Annotated in this window: 13 protein-coding genes; 12 read left to right on the plus strand and 1 reads right to left on the minus strand. The window is 39.2% G+C overall.

Annotation, left to right across the window (positions count from 1 at the left end; translation table 11 throughout):
• The first annotated feature begins 159 nt into the window (after positions 1-159).
• Both BWR56_RS02080 and scrK read left to right on the plus strand, forming a co-directional pair.
• The gene (locus BWR56_RS02080; RefSeq protein ID WP_076984353.1) at positions 160-2,046 is read left to right on the plus strand and encodes a sucrose-specific PTS transporter subunit IIBC; all 1,887 of its coding nucleotides are present in this window, start codon (positions 160-162) and stop codon (positions 2,044-2,046) included.
• Between the two features lie 158 nt (positions 2,047-2,204).
• Positions 2,205-3,092, plus strand: coding sequence for a fructokinase ScrK (gene scrK, locus BWR56_RS02085; RefSeq protein ID WP_009729856.1), 888 nt, complete (start codon positions 2,205-2,207; stop codon positions 3,090-3,092).
• 46 nt (positions 3,093-3,138) lie between these two features.
• Here scrK and BWR56_RS02090 read toward each other — a convergent pair whose 3' ends face one another.
• Complete coding sequence (locus BWR56_RS02090) at positions 3,139-3,756, minus strand: TVP38/TMEM64 family protein (protein ID WP_076984354.1); 618 nt, start codon at positions 3,754-3,756, stop codon at positions 3,139-3,141.
• Between the two features lie 132 nt (positions 3,757-3,888).
• On the opposite strand from BWR56_RS02090, the gene BWR56_RS02095 reads away from it, so the two are divergent.
• From BWR56_RS02095 to BWR56_RS02140, 10 genes are all read left to right on the plus strand, one after another.
• A complete protein-coding gene (locus BWR56_RS02095; protein ID WP_076984355.1) occupies positions 3,889-6,522 on the plus strand; it encodes a DEAD/DEAH box helicase family protein in 2,634 nt (877 codons plus the stop codon).
• Positions 6,523-6,653: 131 nt separating this feature from the next.
• Entirely contained in the window at positions 6,654-9,710 is a 3,057-nt protein-coding gene (locus BWR56_RS02100; protein ID WP_076984356.1) for a type I restriction endonuclease, read from the plus strand.
• Between the two features lie 5 nt (positions 9,711-9,715).
• The gene (locus BWR56_RS02105; RefSeq protein WP_076984357.1) at positions 9,716-11,320 is read left to right on the plus strand and encodes an HsdM family class I SAM-dependent methyltransferase; all 1,605 of its coding nucleotides are present in this window, start codon (positions 9,716-9,718) and stop codon (positions 11,318-11,320) included.
• Complete coding sequence (locus BWR56_RS02110) at positions 11,313-12,533, plus strand: restriction endonuclease subunit S (protein ID WP_076984358.1); 1,221 nt, start codon at positions 11,313-11,315, stop codon at positions 12,531-12,533. Before BWR56_RS02105 ends, BWR56_RS02110 begins: the two co-directional genes overlap by 8 nt.
• Before the next feature lie 18 nt (positions 12,534-12,551).
• A complete protein-coding gene (locus BWR56_RS02115; protein WP_076984359.1) occupies positions 12,552-13,625 on the plus strand; it encodes a hypothetical protein in 1,074 nt (357 codons plus the stop codon).
• Between the two features lie 5 nt (positions 13,626-13,630).
• The gene (locus tag BWR56_RS02120) at positions 13,631-15,019 is read left to right on the plus strand and encodes a hypothetical protein (protein WP_076984360.1); all 1,389 of its coding nucleotides are present in this window, start codon (positions 13,631-13,633) and stop codon (positions 15,017-15,019) included.
• A gap of 176 nt (positions 15,020-15,195) precedes the next feature.
• Complete coding sequence (locus BWR56_RS02125) at positions 15,196-15,534, plus strand: type II toxin-antitoxin system RelE/ParE family toxin (RefSeq protein ID WP_076984361.1); 339 nt, start codon at positions 15,196-15,198, stop codon at positions 15,532-15,534.
• Positions 15,527-16,612 carry a HigA family addiction module antitoxin gene (locus tag BWR56_RS02130; RefSeq protein WP_076984362.1) on the plus strand — a complete coding sequence of 362 codons (1,086 nt, stop codon included), beginning with the start codon at positions 15,527-15,529 and terminating at the stop codon, positions 16,610-16,612. Before BWR56_RS02125 ends, BWR56_RS02130 begins: the two co-directional genes overlap by 8 nt.
• Before the next feature lie 129 nt (positions 16,613-16,741).
• Positions 16,742-17,146 (plus strand): YbgA family protein, encoded by a 405-nt coding sequence (locus BWR56_RS02135; RefSeq protein WP_076984363.1) that lies wholly within the window; start codon positions 16,742-16,744, stop codon positions 17,144-17,146.
• Positions 17,130-17,495 carry a TIGR02328 family protein gene (locus BWR56_RS02140; protein ID WP_076984364.1) on the plus strand — a complete coding sequence of 122 codons (366 nt, stop codon included), beginning with the start codon at positions 17,130-17,132 and terminating at the stop codon, positions 17,493-17,495. Before BWR56_RS02135 ends, BWR56_RS02140 begins: the two co-directional genes overlap by 17 nt.
• The last annotated feature ends 156 nt before the right edge of the window (positions 17,496-17,651 follow it).

The following is a 17,651-nucleotide window of genomic DNA, read 5'->3' on the forward strand; positions in this document are numbered from 1 at the left end:
TCCCTCAAAAACGCGCAGAAATAATCAGAGAAAAAAGAAAGGGAATAAAAATTTCTGCAAAACGCTTGACATATTTTAGAAACATGATAAAATAATAGTCGTAGGGCGAATAAAATCGCTTTCAAACAAGAACAAAATTTTATAAGGAGATTTTTGCAAATGAACAATCAGGATATTGCAAAAAAGGTCATCGAAGCCCTTGGCGGACGTGAAAATGTCAACAGTGTAGCCCACTGTGCGACTCGTCTACGTGTCATGGTCAAAGATGAAGGGAAAATCAATAAGGAAGTGATTGAGAACTTGGATAAAGTTCAAGGAGCTTTCTTTAACTCAGGTCAATACCAAATCATCTTTGGTACTGGTACAGTAAACAAGATGTACGACGAAGTCGTTGCACTTGGTTTGCCAACATCTTCAAAAGAAGACATGAAAGCAGAAGCTGCTAAACAAGGAAACTGGTTCCAACGTGCTATCCGTACTTTCGGTGACGTTTTTGTGCCAATCATCCCAGTTATCGTAGCGACTGGTCTCTTCATGGGTCTTCGTGGACTCATGAACGCTCTTGGAATGACACTTCCAGATGATGTGAAGATTTACTCAGAAATCCTTACAGATACAGCCTTCATCATCTTGCCAGGTTTGGTTGTATGGTCAACCTTCCGCGTATTCGGTGGTAACCCAGCTGTTGGTATCGTCCTTGGTATGATGCTGGTTTCTGGTTCGCTTCCAAACGCTTGGGCTGTAGCTTCAGGTGGTGAAGTAACAGCTATGAACTTCTTTGGCTTCATTCCTGTTGTTGGTTTGCAAGGTTCTGTTCTTCCAGCCTTCATCATTGGGGTGGTCGGAGCCAAGTTTGAAAAAGCTCTCCGCAAGGTGGTTCCAGATGTCTTGGATCTCTTGGTGACACCGTTCGTGACACTTTTGGTCATGTCTATCCTTGGACTCTTTGTCATCGGACCAGTCTTCCACGTTGTTGAAAACTACATCCTTCTCGGAACAAAAGCAATTCTTGCCTTGCCATTTGGTCTTGGTGGTTTGGTCATCGGTGGGGTTCACCAATTGATTGTTGTATCAGGTGTGCACCACATCTTCAACTTGCTTGAAGTACAATTGCTTGCTGCGGACCATGCCAACCCATTCAACGCTATCATTACTGCAGCGATGACAGCTCAAGGGGCTGCAACTGTTGCCGTTGGTGTTAAAACGAAGAATCCTAAACTGAAAACACTTGCTTTCCCAGCTGCTCTTTCTGCCTTCCTCGGTATTACAGAGCCTGCTATCTTCGGGGTAAACTTGCGCTTCCGTAAACCATTCTTCCTTTCATTGATCGCTGGTGCTATCGGTGGTGGATTGGCTTCTATCCTTGGACTCGCTGGTACTGGTAATGGTATCACCATCATCCCTGGTACAATGTTGTACCTTGGGAATGGTCAATTGTTCCAATACCTTCTTATGGTAGCTGTATCATTCGTTCTTGGTTTTGCCCTTACTTACATGTTTGGTTACGAGGATGAAAAAGAAGTTGCTTCTGAAGTAGCGACAGAACGTTTGGTCCAAGAAGAAACAACTGGTAACATTCCAGTAGCTCCTCAAAACGAAACAATCCAAACTCCTATCGTTGGTGATGTCGTAGCGCTTGCTGATGTGAATGACCCAGTCTTTTCAAGTGGTGCAATGGGACAAGGGATCGCTGTAAAACCAAGCCAAGGCGTGGTTTACGCACCAGCTGATGCAGAAGTATCGATTGCTTTTGCTACAGGACATGCTTACGGTTTGAAGACAGCAAATGGAGCTGAAATTTTGATCCACGTTGGTATCGATACGGTGACTATGAACGGTGAAGGCTTTGAACAAAAAGTTTCTCAAGGCGACAAGGTCAAAGCTGGTGACGTTCTCGGAACCTTTGACTCAAACAAAATCACTGCTGCAGGTCTTGACGACACAACAATGGTTATCGTGACTAATACAGCAGACTACGCTTCTGTGACACCAGTCGCAAGTGGTTCTGTTGTCAAGGGTGACGTGATCATCGAAGTGAAAGCCTAATCCTCTTCGAAAATCAAATCTAAAAACAAAACGAACAAATATTATGTTTGTTCGTTTTTACTTGGATGGTAAGATTTACAGAGGAAAATCTAAAATATTGAGAAATCTAGCCCTTTAAAATGTGCTATAATAGAGAAAACAAAGATAAGAGGTTTATCATGACAAAATTATATGGAAGCTTAGAAGCGGGCGGTACAAAGTTTGTCTGTGCTGTCGGAGATGAAAATTTTAATATTGTAGAAAAAACACAATTTCCTACAACAACTCCAATCGAAACTATCGATAAAACCATCGAATTCTTTTCAAAATTCGATAATCTTGCAGGTCTTGCCATCGGATCCTTTGGTCCTATCGATATCGATAAAAACTCAAAAACCTATGGCTTTATCACAACGACTCCAAAACCTCACTGGGCAAATGTAGACCTACTTGGTGCCCTTCGTCGTGCCCTCAACGTACCCATGTATTTCACAACAGACGTAAATAGCTCTGCCTATGGTGAAGTAGTTGCTCGTAACAATGCTGGTGGCCGTATCGAAAACTTGGTTTACTACACGATCGGTACAGGGATCGGTGCAGGTGTTATCCAACGTGGTGAGTTTATCGGTGGTGTCGGTCACCCTGAGATGGGGCACTACTATGTGGCTAAACACCCAATGGATGTAGAAAAAGAATTTAACGGCGTTTGTCCTTTCCACAAGGGCTGTTTGGAAGGATTTGCGGCTGGTCCAAGTCTCGAAGCTCGTACAGGTGTTCGTGGTGAAAACATCGAACTCAACAGTTCTGTTTGGGACGTCCAAGCCTACTATATCGCTCAAGCTGCGGTCAATGCTACCGTGACGTTCCGTCCAGATGTGATCGTCTTTGGTGGCGGGGTTATGGCCCAACAACACATGCTGGACCGTGTACGTGAGAAATTCACAGCTCTTCTAAATGGTTACCTACCAGTACCAGACGTGCGTGACTACATTGTCACTCCAGCAGTTGCAGGCAATGGTTCTGCCACACTTGGGAACTTTGTCCTCGCTAAGAGTGTCGCAAAATAAAACAAAGAAAACATCCGCTTGGGAAACCAAACGGATTTTTCTATTCTCAAAACATCTGCCAGAAGAAATCAATAATATAGGTCAAACCATAAGTATAAACCACTAGGGTAAAGGGCTTGGTCAAAACGATGATAATCATATAGCGCTTAAAGGTCATCTTGGTAAGGGCAGCCAGCATACAGAGAAAGTCAGCTGGGCTAACTGGCCAGATCATCATAAAGATAAAGAAACGCTCGAAACGATTGCCCTTATCTAGCCAACCGATGTACTTGTCATAGGTGCGCTTGCTGACGACGGACTGGACAAAGGCAGCTCCATAGAGACGGACGAGGTAAAAGATAATGGCACAACCAATCACGATGCCGATATAGTTATAGATGGTTCCGATGATGTGGCCGTAAATAAATACCCCAGCCACTGAGGTCAAAGCTCCCGGAATGATCGGAACAACGGTTTGTAGGATCTGTAAAAAGATAAAGAGTGGTGGCCCCCAAACCCCAGCTTGCTGGATAAAGGCCGATAGGGTTTCCTTGGACTGTAACACTCCTGCCTGATAGGCCCAAATACAGAAAATCAAGGTGCCGACTCCCCCGACGATAGATGAGATATTGATGACTTGCTGTAGAAGGGGAGAAACAGCTTTCATTTGCTTATCCTTTGACATGTAAACTCCTCATAGATAGTATGATTCTACTATACCATATTTTATAGAGAAAAACTATCTAGATTATCTGACTGGAGAAATAAGTGTGGTAAAATGAGAATAAGAAAATGACGGTATAGAATGAGGGGTATCATGTTAGGTTTAAACTTTAAAGGAAGCTGGCGCCAATATCAAAAACAGGTCTTGGATCGTTTTCAGGACTATCAAGCAGACGGTCATGTTCATCTAGTGGCTGCTCCAGGGTCTGGAAAGACAACCATTGGTATCGAGCTAATCGCTCGTTTTGGCAATCCAGCCCTTGTCTTGGTTCCAACTGTCACCATTCGTGAACAATGGGTGGACAGGATTCAAACAGCCTTTTTAGAGAACGAACAGAAGATTTCAGATCTCGTTTCCCAAAACTTAAAGGAGATGAAAGCATTAACGATTGTGACCTATCAGGCTTTTCATAGTGCCATGAACCAACTGCAATCACAAGAAGATGGTGAAGCAGAGGATTTTGTGGGATTTGATTTGCTTGCAAGTCTAAGAACTCAGAAAGTTGCGACTCTTTGCTTGGACGAATGCCACCACCTGCGCAATGAATGGTGGAAAAGTCTGGAAGCCTTTCGCAAGCAGTATGAACCGCTGAAACTCATCTCCCTGACAGCGACACCACCTTATGACAGCGAGCCTGAACTCTGGGAACGCTATATCCGTATGTGTGGGGAGATCGATCAAGAAATAACAGTACCTGAACTAGTAAAGGAAGACACTCTTTGCCCTCATCAGGATTTTGTCTATATGTGTTCACCAACAGCTGAAGAGGCGGAACGTCTCAAACGGTTTGAGGAGACTAAGTGGGACTATATTCATCACCTTATAGTCGATTCTGATTTTCAAACATTTGTAGCAGGGTCTAAGGTTCTCAAAGGGGATATTTCATCTGATTTGCTCTTAGAAGATCCCAAGTACTTGTCCGCTATATTGATTTATATGCATTCTCAGGGGTTAACGATTCCTCCCTCTTTGCAAAATTTACTGGGAACCCATAAGCTTCCAGCATTGACCTCCTACTGGCTGGAGACGCTGTTGCAGAGCATACTCTATCAGACACCAGATTGGTATGAGGATCCAGATGGATATAGGAAAAAGTTAGAGGCTGACTTGAAGGCGCGTGGCTTGGTGGAAAAACGTCAGGTTTATCTACTTAAGTCCAAGGCTTCTGACCAGCTTTTAACCCAATCTCTGGGGAAGTTGTCTGCCATTGTCGATATCTTTTTGACGGAGTATGAGAGTCTAGGTCAGGAACTGAGACAGTTAGTACTAGCTGACTATATTCGCAAGGATTTTGCTACCTATCTGGGAGATAATCAGGCAACCATTTCTCAGTTGGGGGTTCTCCCTTATTTTGAAAGCATTCGTCGAAAAGCTCAGGAGCAAGAGATCCCTATATCTTTGGCTGTCTTGTCAGGTAGTGTCGTTATTTTGCCTACCGATGTGGTAGCAGAGTTGAAGGAACTCTTGCCTCAGGTTCCTCTTAGTTTCTCATCTATTGGTCACTTGGATCCAAAAGATTATGTGCAGGTTGGTTTTCCTAGCTCAGCTAAGGGAATCGTAGCGGCAGTGACGGAGCTTTTTCAACGAGGGCAGATTCAAGTCCTAGTCGGAACCAAATCCCTCCTCGGAGAGGGTTGGGATGCTCCTTGTATTAATTCCCTAATACTCGGAAGCTTTGTGGGGAGCTTTATGCTAAGTAACCAGATGCGCGGGCGTGCCATTCGTATCTGGCCGGGGCATCCAGAAAAGACCAGCAACATCTGGCATCTGGTAGCCGTTCAAGCGCAAGCACTTATCACTCTTCCTGGTGAGGAGCCTAGACCAGAGAGCAATCAGGATCTGCAGACCTTGTCGCGACGGATGGAGCATTTTCTTGGATTGGCTTATAATCAGGAGAGTATTGAGACCGGTTTAGATCGTTTGGATTTTCCAAAGCCCCCTTTTAAGAAAAAGCAAATTAGTGAGTACAATGAGCGAGTTAAGAGTCTCTCCAAGGATCGAGCAGGCTTGAGAAAAAAATGGCAGGAAGCTCTTGTTGTAGCGGATCAATTTGAGATAGTTACAGAAGTCGCAACCCAAAAACAGAAGATCCCAGTCATGCTCTTGCTTGATGCATTAAAATGGGTTCGCATGTCATTGCTCTTGTTGGCAGTGGATTTGTTGGTTTTGCTATTTAGACTGAGACTAATCGGTGTTTGGTGGCTTACGACAGCCTGTCTCCTATTTTTGGCCTTTGCATCTTGGCGCTACCTCCGCTATAAGAGTCCTTATAAACGTTTGCAGTCTCTGGGTGAGCAGATCCGAAAGGCTCTGCTAGATTCGGGGCATCTAACGGACGATCAATCCCGTGTTCAGGTAGAGGAGGACAAGGAAAACTACATGGTCTTTGCCTATCTCAAGGGAGGAAGCATGAGGGACAAGGAGCTGTTTGCGCAGACTGTGGGAGAGTTCTTTGCTCCAGTGGATAACCAGCGCTATCTCTTGAAGGCAGAGAAAGTCCGACAAGGTCAGTCACCTTACTATGCCGTGCCTAGTCTTTTTGACAAGCGCAAGGAAGAAGCACAGAAATTCCTCGACTTTCTGAGGCCAACTATTGGACGTTATCACCTCGTCTATACACGAACAGAGGCCGGGCGGAAAATTCTTCTCGAAGCTCGTATCAAAGCTCTCTCCAATAAAAATGACCGTACCTTGACTAAGAAGAAGGTTAAAAGTCAGTTGGAGTAGGAGCGTATGGGAAAATCCATCTGAAACATGATATAATAATAGAGAAAATAAATTTTTAATAGTTGAAACAGTTGAATAGAATGAAGGTTTTAGAATAAACTATTCTTTAAAAGCATAAGAAAGGTTTTTTGATGGCAAAGAAAAAAGATTTTTCTGAATTAACCAGGGTACAAATTCCAGCAGCTCTACACCTTATGAGACTGGGCTATACCTATCTTCCCCGTAATGGGAAGGAGATTGCAGAACGAGATCCAGATACCAATATCCTCGTATCTGTTTTTAAGGAGCAATTTTTAAAATTTAACAACTACCTGACAGAGGAAGACTTTGAGAGAGAATTGGCCAATATCAAGTTGGAACTAGATCAAAATGACTTGGGACGTTCTTTCTTTAGACGCCTGCAAGGTCAAGAAGATACCGTTTATATTGACTGGGAAAACCCTGAAGCCAATACTTTTCATCTAGCGCTTGAAGTCACTTGTAAAAATGGCCAGGATGAATTCCGTCCTGACATTGTCGTATTTATCAATGGTCTGCCTCTTTCTTATATCGAAGTGAAACAGCCAAATGCGATTCGAGATGGGAAAACAGGAATTCAGTCGGAGCAAGACCGAACTAGACAACGCTTTGAAAATCGCAAGTTCCGCCGCTTTAACAATATCACCCAGTTGATAGCTCTGTCTGATAACTTGCCCTATATCAGTGGGCAAGGTCAACAGAAACAGGGCTCTTACTACGGTTCAAATGCCTATTCAAAAACTAAGTTTAATGCTTTCAAGGAAGAAAGAGAAGAAGATTTTCTTCATTCCTTGGCAACCTTAACAGAGGATCAAATCGACTTCGTTTTAGATGACATGAACCACTTTGCCCTCAAGTCCCAGCCAGAATTCAAAACAAACCTAAATCCTGACACACCTTGTAATGCCTTTCTGTCCTCCTTGTATCATAAAGAACGCCTGCTCTTTATGCTTCGTTTTGGACTTGTCTATGTAGAGGAAGAGAGCAAGGATGGTCAGATGCAACTGCAGAAGCACGTCATGCGCTACCCTCAGTATTTTGCGACGCGTGCCATTGAAGAAACAATTGCAAGAGGTGTTAAGAAGGGCATTATCTGGCATACACAAGGTTCAGGGAAGACAGCCTTGGCTTTCTTCAATATCCGCTATCTAACCAATTATTTCTCAAAACAGGGAATCGTCCCTCAGTTTTACTTTGTTGTGGATCGTTTGGATCTGGCAGACCAAGCCTTTAAAGAATTTACCAAACGAGGGCTCAAAGTTAAGCGAATCAACAGCCCTCAAGAGCTCAATCAAAAACAAGATGGCTATGATGTTGCTGTGGTCAATATCCAGAAGTTCAAGGATAATTCAGACTTGACTGACCGCTCTGGTTATGACCTCCATCGTCAAAATATCTATTTTATCGATGAAGCCCATCGCTCTTATAATGAACGCGGTTCCTACCTACCAAATCTCTATCAGGCAGATACCAATGCAATCAAGATTGCTTTGACTGGGACCCCATTGATCACCTATAAGAAAGATGGCAAGACCAAGGAAAATCATGCGACCACACGTGATATTTTTGGGGACTATATCCACAAATACTACTACAACCAGTCTATCGATGATGGCTTTACCCTACGTTTGATGCGAGAAGATATCGAGACTTCTTATAAAGACAATCTCAGATCCATCAATGAAGAGATCCAACGTGGAGGCTTATCCAAGGAGGATATCTTTGCTCACCCTCGTTATGTAGAACCTATGTTAGACTTTATCATCGAGGACTTTAATCGTGCACGTGATGTAATTTTTGATGATCAGACGATTGGTGGCATGATCGTCTGTGACTCGTCAAAGCAGGCGCGTGAGCTTGAAAAGCAATTGGAAAAACGTCGTAAAGCTGGAACAATCAACTTGACATCCGCATTGATTCTCCATGATGAGGGAGATAAGGAAGAAAAGAAAGACAAGGTAGATGCTTACAAAGAAGGCAAAATTGACCTTATCATCGTCTACTCCATGCTCTTGACAGGTTTTGATGCCCCGCGTCTCAAACGTCTCTACCTAGGGCGTAAAATCAAGGCTCATAACCTTTTACAGACTCTAACCCGTGTCAATCGTCCATACAAGGACTATCTCTTTGGCTATGTCATCGACTTTGCGGATATTTCGAAAGAGTTTGACAGGACCAATCGTGCCTATCTGGAAGAACTCAATCAAGAGTATGATACAGCCTTGACAGGGGAAAATGGAGAGGATGTTTTTGGCTCGCTCTTTGTCCCTGCAGACGAGATTTCTCATGAATTAAGCAAGACTGAGCTAATCTTGCTTGACTATCCAACAGATAATCTGGAATACTTTTCCCAAGCTATCAATGATATCAAGGATAGAAAGCAGTTAATCGATCTACGAAAAGCTTTGGAGTCTATCAAGCAGTATTACAATATTGCTCGTCTCCTTGGTTACCATCAATTGATCGAGCAGATTGACATTGCTCAGGTCGCAATCTTGCTCAATATCCTCTCAAGACGGATGCTGACACTGTCCTTGATTGATAAACCAGCTGACTTTTCTAGTCAAACGCTCTTAAATTTAGCGATGTCTGAGACCAGTTTTAGTTTTGTCAAGATTGCAGAGGAAGAACTTCGTCTAGCAGCTAATGACCTGGAGGATTGGAGACGTCGGGTAGCTGGTAAGATTAAAAAACAGCGTGATGAAAAGGATCCTGAGTGGGTTTCTCTCTACGAAGAATTCCAACGTATCATGCAAAAACATTTTATCTATAGCCAAGAAGGTTATACGATGGAAAATATCAAGGAAACACAAAAAGACTATGAGGAACTCTTTAAGTCCGTGGAAAACTATCATACTCGTATGAGACGCTTGACCATGAACTTTAACGGAGATGAAATGGCAGCTCGTTCCTACAAGCACGTGACCAACTCAACGACGGTCAGTGAGTTTCTTGCAATTTACTATGTCATCAAAGATTCTAAAGTCAGACTAGATCATAAAATAGGTCAAAACCAAGGAATATTAGAAAATGAAGGATATTTAAAAAGATTGATTGAAGAAGAAATCACACATGGAGTCTTGGATAGTCAACCTGATAAAAGATTATCAATGCAAGATGTTGATCGTGTGGTTGAATCATTGTTTGAAGAATATGAACGGGAGTATTAACTTTTATGAGTGAAACATTTAAATCTCAAATTAAAGACTTAGTAGATGATTTGAAGGCTGTTTTTACGCATGTTGGATTAGGTGGAGAAGCAGCTGAATATAAACTTCTTACCCAATCTTTCCTCTATAAGTTTTTAAACGACAAATTTTTATATCAGGCAAAAGCTATTGATGCTTCTAATAGTTATGAAAAACTAATTGATATGAGTGAAGAAGATTATTCTTGGCTTCTAAAATTTATCGGTACCAGCACGGCTTGGCTCAAGCCAGACCAGTTGATTGAAACGCTTCACCGTCAGCAAAATGAAGCGACTTTCTACGAGACTTTTGAAAATACCCTCAACCAGATCGCCATTGATAATAACGATATCTTCTCTGTTCATACAGACGGAGATACGGCTATTCGTCTCTTTGACGAGCGTCTGATTACCGATAACATATCAGATAGCAGTAAGCGTAATGAAGTCGCAAAAGCCATCATTAATCTCCTTACTCGAGTGAAGTTCGATGAGACTATCTTTTCACAAGGTTTCGACTTTTTCTCTACCCTCTTTGAGTACATGATCAAGGACTACAACAAAGATGGCGGTGGTAAGTACGCTGAGTACTACACACCTCACTCTGTGGCAAAGATTATCGCTGATATCCTTGTGGGAAACGACCAACCATCAAACGTGCGGATCTATGACCCGTCAGCTGGTTCGGGAACCTTGCTAATGAATCTGGCTAGTCGTATCGGTGTGGACAAGACCACTGTCTATAGTCAGGATATCTCGCAAAAATCATCTAATCTTCTCCGTCTTAATCTAATTTTGAATGGACTGCAACATTCCATCCATAATATCGTACAGGGAAATACCATCATCGCCAACCGTCATCCTGAAAAAATGGACTATATCGTTTCCAACCCTCCTTTTAAGCTGGACTTTTCAGAGTGGCGTGACCAAGTAGAGACATTGCCAGAAGCCAGTGAGCGTTTCTTTGCAGGAGTGCCAAAGGTTCCAGCCAAGTCTAAGGACAAGATGGCGATTTACGAGCTCTTTGTACAGCATATCATCTACTCCTTGAAGTCAGACGGTCAAGCAGCCGTTGTCTTGCCGACAGGATTTATCACTGCCCAGTCAGGGATTGATAAGGCCATCCGTCAACACTTGGTGGACAATCAAATGCTGGCTGGTGTCGTTTCCATGCCGTCTAATATCTTTGCGACGACAGGTACCAACGTCTCTATCCTCTTTATCGATAAGAAAAATAAGGGTGATGTCGTCCTCATCGATGCCTCAAATCTCGGAACCAAGGTCAAGGAAGGCAAGAACCAAAAGACCGTGCTCTCTCCTGAAGAAGAGCAGAAGATCGTCGAGACCTTTATCAAGAAAGAAGCCGTCGAGGACTTTTCAGTCACTGTCTCTTATGAGGATATCAAGGAGAAAAACTACTCTCTCAGCGCAGGACAATACTTTGACATCAAGATAGACTATGTGGATATCACAGCAGAAGAGTTTGAAGCCAAGATGACCGCCTTTCAAAACAAGCTCTCAGACCTTTTCCAGCAATCGCATGCATTGGAGCAGGAGATTGAAGAGCAGATGAAGAGGGTTAAGTATGAGTAGTATAAGACTAGGGGAGATTGGAAAAATCTCAATGTGTAAGAGAATATTGAAATCTCAGACAAATGAATTTTCAGGTATCCCTTTTTATAAAATCTCAACGTTTGGTGGTACTCCGACAGTATATATTGATGAAAAGGTTTATCGTGAATACAAAGAAAAATATTCATATCCTAAAAAAGGTGATATTTTAATTTCTGCTGCAGGAACAATTGGAAAAACAGTAATATTTGATGGAGAAGATTCTTATTTTCAGGATTCCAATATAGTATGGATAGAAAATGATGAATCAAAGGTAACAAATCAGTTTCTGTATTATTTTTTACAAACAAATCCTTTTATTACCACAAATGGAAGTACCATAAAAAGATTATATAACGATAATTTAAGAGATACTAAGATATCAAATGTTCCTTCAATCCAACAACAAAATCAAATAACAGATATTTTGGGTACTTTAGATAAAAAAATCCAAACCAACAACCAAATCAACCAAGAGTTGGAAGCCATGGCTAAAACCCTCTATGACTACTGGTTTGTGCAGTTTGATTTCCCAGACCAGAATGGAAAACCCTACAAATCATCAGGCGGAAAAATGGTCTATAACCCAGAACTTAAACGCGAAATCCCAGAGGGATGGGAAGTGGAGACTCTTAAAGACTTTGAGTCGAAAATTATTACTGGAAAAACACCTTCTAGAGCAAATAGTGATAATTTTGGAGGTGAAGTTCCTTTTATAACAATTGGAGATATACGAGGAAATACTTTTATTTATAGCACTTCAGAAACATTGACTGATTTAGGAGCAAGCGTACAACAGAATAAGTATTTACCTGAGGGTAGCTTATGTGTTTCTTGTATTGCGACAGTGGGTGAAATTGGATTTACTACTGAATGGTCTCATACAAATCAACAAATAAATTCAATTGTTTTTGAGGATGAAACGAATAGATATTATCTTTATTTTGCGTTGAAAAATTATTTTGAAAATGCTAATGCGAGTGCAAAGACTGGAAATACTTTTGCTAATATGAATAAAGAAGATTTTTCAGGAATTAGAATCATTCTACCAAGAAATGAAATCAAAAATAATTTTCACAAAATAACAGAGCTTTATTTTGCACAAATCAAATGTTTACAAGGACAAAACCAAGAACTCACCCAACTTCGTGATTGGCTCTTGCCAATGCTGATGAATGGGCAGGTGAAGGTATAAAATTCAGGAGATAATGAGATGGAAAAAAGATTAAGATTGTTTCATTTTTCAAGAGAAAATGAAAATGTTAATGTAGTATCAGGGAGAATCTTCGAATCAAGCTTAATTGATTTTAAAGAAGAATTCGATAAAATTATTGCTGATTTAGACACACGAGTTGAAAAATGTATGGATGATAAATTTGCAAAAAATTTTAGATTTAATCGAAGAACATCTCAAATGGTTACAAATATTTCTGAGATGTTTGATAGTCGTGATAAATTTAAGTCAAATTCAGATGATATTGCAAGTAAGTTTAAGGATGCAATAGGTAAACAATTCCAGAATGATTTCTATCTAGTAGTACTAACCACTATGCTAAATAATAGTGAGGTGCTTTTTATAGTAAAAATGGAGACAGGAACTGCTATACAAGTTACGAACGAAAATACTTTAAAAACACTTGATAGAATTTTACCTGATAAAAAATCTAGGCTTCAGAAAGCTACTGTAATATTCAAAGATAGAACTATTTCGTTTAAAGAAGGAAGAGAAGCAAGCAACACAGAAAGAGAGAATATTCATTCAAGGGTATTAGATAGGACTGATGATAATATTTCTCGTTACTTCTTTAAAGAGTTTTTGGAAAGTACAAATGTCATTGATGATCCCGATTCAGCAGCTAAAGCAGCTATAGAAGCAGTAGAAATTGTTTCAAAGCCATATTTAAAGGACGATAAATCATCAAATGATGTCAAAGAAAGATTGCAAAGCTTTTTGTCTCAAAAACGTGATACATCTTTTGATGGCTTAATTGGAGAAATCAGTACTTTACTTGATTTTACGAAAACAGGAATCAATATGGATTCTGAAAAACTAGCTAAAGAAGCATATCAAAATGCTAAAAAAAGAAATAATACAGTTGTATTTACTTTTACAGCCGAGCTAAAGACCCCACCAAGAACAGTGTATGTTTCTAAGAATAATAATAAAGAATTAGAGATTAGAGTTTTCGATAGTTTATTGGAACAGGGAGATGTTGTGTGGGATCAGGAAGGTAATTTTTCAATAATGAAGATAAATACAAATAGGATCACTATAGCAAAGAGGTGATTGTTATGTATAGTCAAATTTTCTCTTGGATTCAAAATTATCATGAGCAAGAGAGTTGGTTTAATATTTTTGAAAAGAAGAATACATTTAAATATAATATCAAGTTTATAGTTTATCAAGAAGAAGTTGAAAAATTTAAACATGATTTTTCATTATCCTTACCGCAGAATATATTTGTTGGATGTAACTCTTATACTCTAGATCAATTTCAAGACCCTGAAAGTGAAAATAATATTATTCTTACTATCGAACAAAACTTAGTTCCTGAAAAAAATAAAAAGTTATTTTTTTATTCAGAAAAAGATTTTCTTGAATTCGAAAAAGAGTTTTTAAAAAAAATTGCAATTAAAGATTTTAAAAATAGAGAAAGTAAAATTAAAGTGGATGTTTTTGAAAAAGGTATCGAAATTATTTCTCCGATATTCTCTCAAAAAAACGAAGAATTACTGATTCCTAAAATTCTTCTTTCTAAATCAGAATTTAATCATGTTAAAATATGTGCTTTACCAAATGTAATTACTAATATTAACTACGAAGATTGTAAAAAAGTATCATTAATTAATTTATTGGATTTGCTATCTGAACGAATGATTTCTGATAACGGAGAAAATACTGAATTTGTAATTAGTTTTGAAAAAAATGCAATCTTAAAATTAGATGATGTTAGTGTAACAGAAAAATTTTTTAAAAATTTTGAAAATATTTTTGACTTTATTTTTAGTGATGATAAAACCTACTATGAGAAGTTAATTATTTTTAGAGGACTCTTTTCAGATTTAGTAAATAATAAATTAAAAATAGATGATAAAGACATAGGGATAACCTGGAAAAAATTAAAAATTAATTACAATTTATTTATAAAAGATAAGTTAAAAAAATATATTGATGATAAGAAAAAAATTACAGAAGACTTTACAAATCTGCAAAGGAAAACTTCTGATAGTATAAAAATTGTATCAAATTCATTATTGCAACAAATTTTAGTTTTGATAGCAACAGTTTTAACAACTTTTATTCTTAAAAATTTTTCTACTAGAATAGCGATGCTATTAACCCTTATTGTTGGATTATTGTATTTGATTCTTATTATAAGAATTAACTGTTTAAAAGGATGGCATTTTGAATCCAAATCTATTGAATTAGAATATAAGAAAATAGATAACATGTATAGTATTTTTTATAATGTTGAAGAAGATTATTTTAATAAGTTAAAGCAAGATTATAAAGAAAAAATGGATGATTTAATACAGGTCGAAAAATGGAGCCATAAAATTGTAAACTTAATCACAGTTTTAGTTGCTTTTTCTATATTATTTGTTTATTTACATCCATGTTTGTACACTCATTGTGAATTTTATAAGAATATAGTTGATTTCTTTATTCAACGTTTTTGAATCAATAAGCCTATTTAAATTCTGAATATTTGTAAGTTGTTAAAAAAACATGATGTTTATATTTACTAAATACTAGCATATATCCCAGCCAAATCAACTTTTGGCTGGTTTTTATTTTCTAAATATGGTATAATTAAATTACCTAAAAGGTAATTTAATATAACGGAAAGGGACATATGAAGCTTATCTATACAAACAAAACTGTTAAAAAGCAGTGCACAGAGCTGAGGCAGGCGAAGAAGGATTTTTCGGATAAGATTGCTGTAAAGTTGCATCGGTTGATCAACTTTTTGGAAGCGGCGAATTCTTTGGCTAGTGTGACAGCTTTTCCTAAATATCACTTTCACCAACTTAAGGGAAAGAGACAGGGACAGTTTGCTTTAGATATAGATGGTCGAAGGAGTTCCTATCGGTTGATTGTGGGTTTTCGGGAAGAGGATCTAGAAAAGGTATTTCCTAGTTCTGTTGAAATCGAAATCCTAAAAATAGAGGAGGTCAGCAATCACTATGAGTAATAAAATTATTGAATACAAAGACCTGATTGCTTTTCATCCAGGTCAGTATGTTGAAGAGTTGATTGAAGATTATAACGTAACGCAGAAAGAATTTGCGGAGCGTCTAGGAGTTTCCGCAAAGACTATCAGCAAGCTGGTCAATGCAGAGGAGTCCATTAGTAAGGAAACGGCTCATAAGTTAGCCAAGCTAAGCGGAGTTTCTATGCAGACTTGGCTCAATCTTCAAAATGCTTATGATGTAAAAGTTGCAGAGATTGTAGAACAGAAAGAGCTAGAAGAAGGTAGCGAGAAAGAAATCTGTGAGATGATAGATTTCAAGTATTTTAAGGAAGAAGGCTACGTTCCAGACAAACGCTATAGCTTGAAGGAAAAGATTATTGAGCTTCGCAAGATTTTAGGTGTGGCAAGTTTAGAAAACCTTATAACTTTTAACCATTTAGTCAGCTATCGGAATACGCGTGAGTTTACAACTAAAAGTATAGTAAACTCTAATATCATGCTGGAGTTGGCATCTAAAAAAGCACGTGATACAACAACTACCAAGCTCAATCGTAGAAAGCTAGAGAGAAGCTTGCCTGCCTTGAGAGAGTTGACCAGACAGGACCCAGAAGCCTTTCCTCAACGCTTGTACGATATCTTGTTAGACTGTGGTATTGTTTTAGTTGGTCTACCTGCGTTACCAAATGCTAATCTGAATGGAGCGACTAAAAAATTCAGTAATGGTAGTGCCTTGCTTTTACTCACGGATCGAAACAAAGCGTCAGACATTTTCTGGTTCTCACTATTTCATGAGATTGGACACATTCTGGAGAATGATTTTTCATCTGATGAAGGAAACAGTGAGTCCTATCTTCGTTCTGAGGAACAGGCAGACCAGTTTGCAAAAGATCTATTGATTAGACCAGGAGACTATCAAGCTTTTGTCAAAAAAGGAAACTTTGCGAAGTCTGATATTCTTCGCTTTTCTGAGGAGATAGATATTCATCCGAGCGTTGTTTTAGGCAGATTACAAAATGAGGGTATTCTAGGTTTTGACCGTTTCAGAGAACTAAAAGAAAATTATTACTTTGTTTCCTAAGTGTCAGGAAACTTTAGAAGAAGAAAAAAGATTCATACAGTCAGTCATGTGAAGCTCATAATTCGCTCATTTTTTAGATACAACTTTGTTTCCATATTTCCTGGAAACTGATAGATAACAAGGAGAAACATGGAACAAATTAACCAAAAATCCCAGTGTCAGCAACTCTGGGCTAGGAACAAATACCTCGTTTTGAGCCATTCCAGCAATATTTATAATGAAATTCGCCAATATCTCAAGAATGAACAGGTGGAGGTAAGTCATGTTCAGGAACTGATCGACCGTGCCTGTCAAATCCCTGAGCATAGGGGTCAGGTTTGCAATGCCTTTCAGCATATTTGGGGTTATTTCAAAAAGAAAGCGACAGATGTTGAGCGCAAAGACTATATGCTCTTGCTGGATCGCTACCGCTTTGGTCAAGCTTCTAAGCAAGATTTGATTGCTAAGACTCGAGAGTTACTTGATCGCTATCCCAATACCTACTTGCAACATTCGACTTTACTGAAAGGAGACACCCATGAGACTTTGGCATGAGGCTTTGATTTCACAACTTCCCCGTCCGCAACTTTTGGGGCAACATAGAGAGTGTTGCGCCCTGCGTGGTAATGGCTGGGGCAAAAAGCATGCGACGGTTGATTATGTCTTTACTCACTCGCCCTATCGTCTCTATGCCTATCATCGCTTGATCATGGAGGAGATGGCTAACCGTGACTATAATGTCAGTCCAGAATGGCTAGACAAGAACTACCGTGGTAAGACTTGCCCTCCTTATCAAGATTTAGCAGAGGAGAAGCTAGGCAAGCCCATCTATAGTGAGCATGATGCAGGATACTATGAGGAATGTCTGGCTAATCTCCGAGAGAAAGGCATTGAGTTGGTGTAAGAGTCAGGAATAGCTCCACATTATAACTCTTCTCGTAATTTTTTCGAATAATAAAAATGAGACCTTTAGAATGATTCTAAGGTCTTCTTTTTATGAGTATTAGGATTTACTTTTAATAACTTTTAAGTTATAATTGAATTAGAAAGAGGTTGCTTG

Source organism: Streptococcus oralis, assembly GCF_001983955.1.
GTDB lineage: Bacteria > Bacillota > Bacilli > Lactobacillales > Streptococcaceae > Streptococcus > Streptococcus jiangnanensis.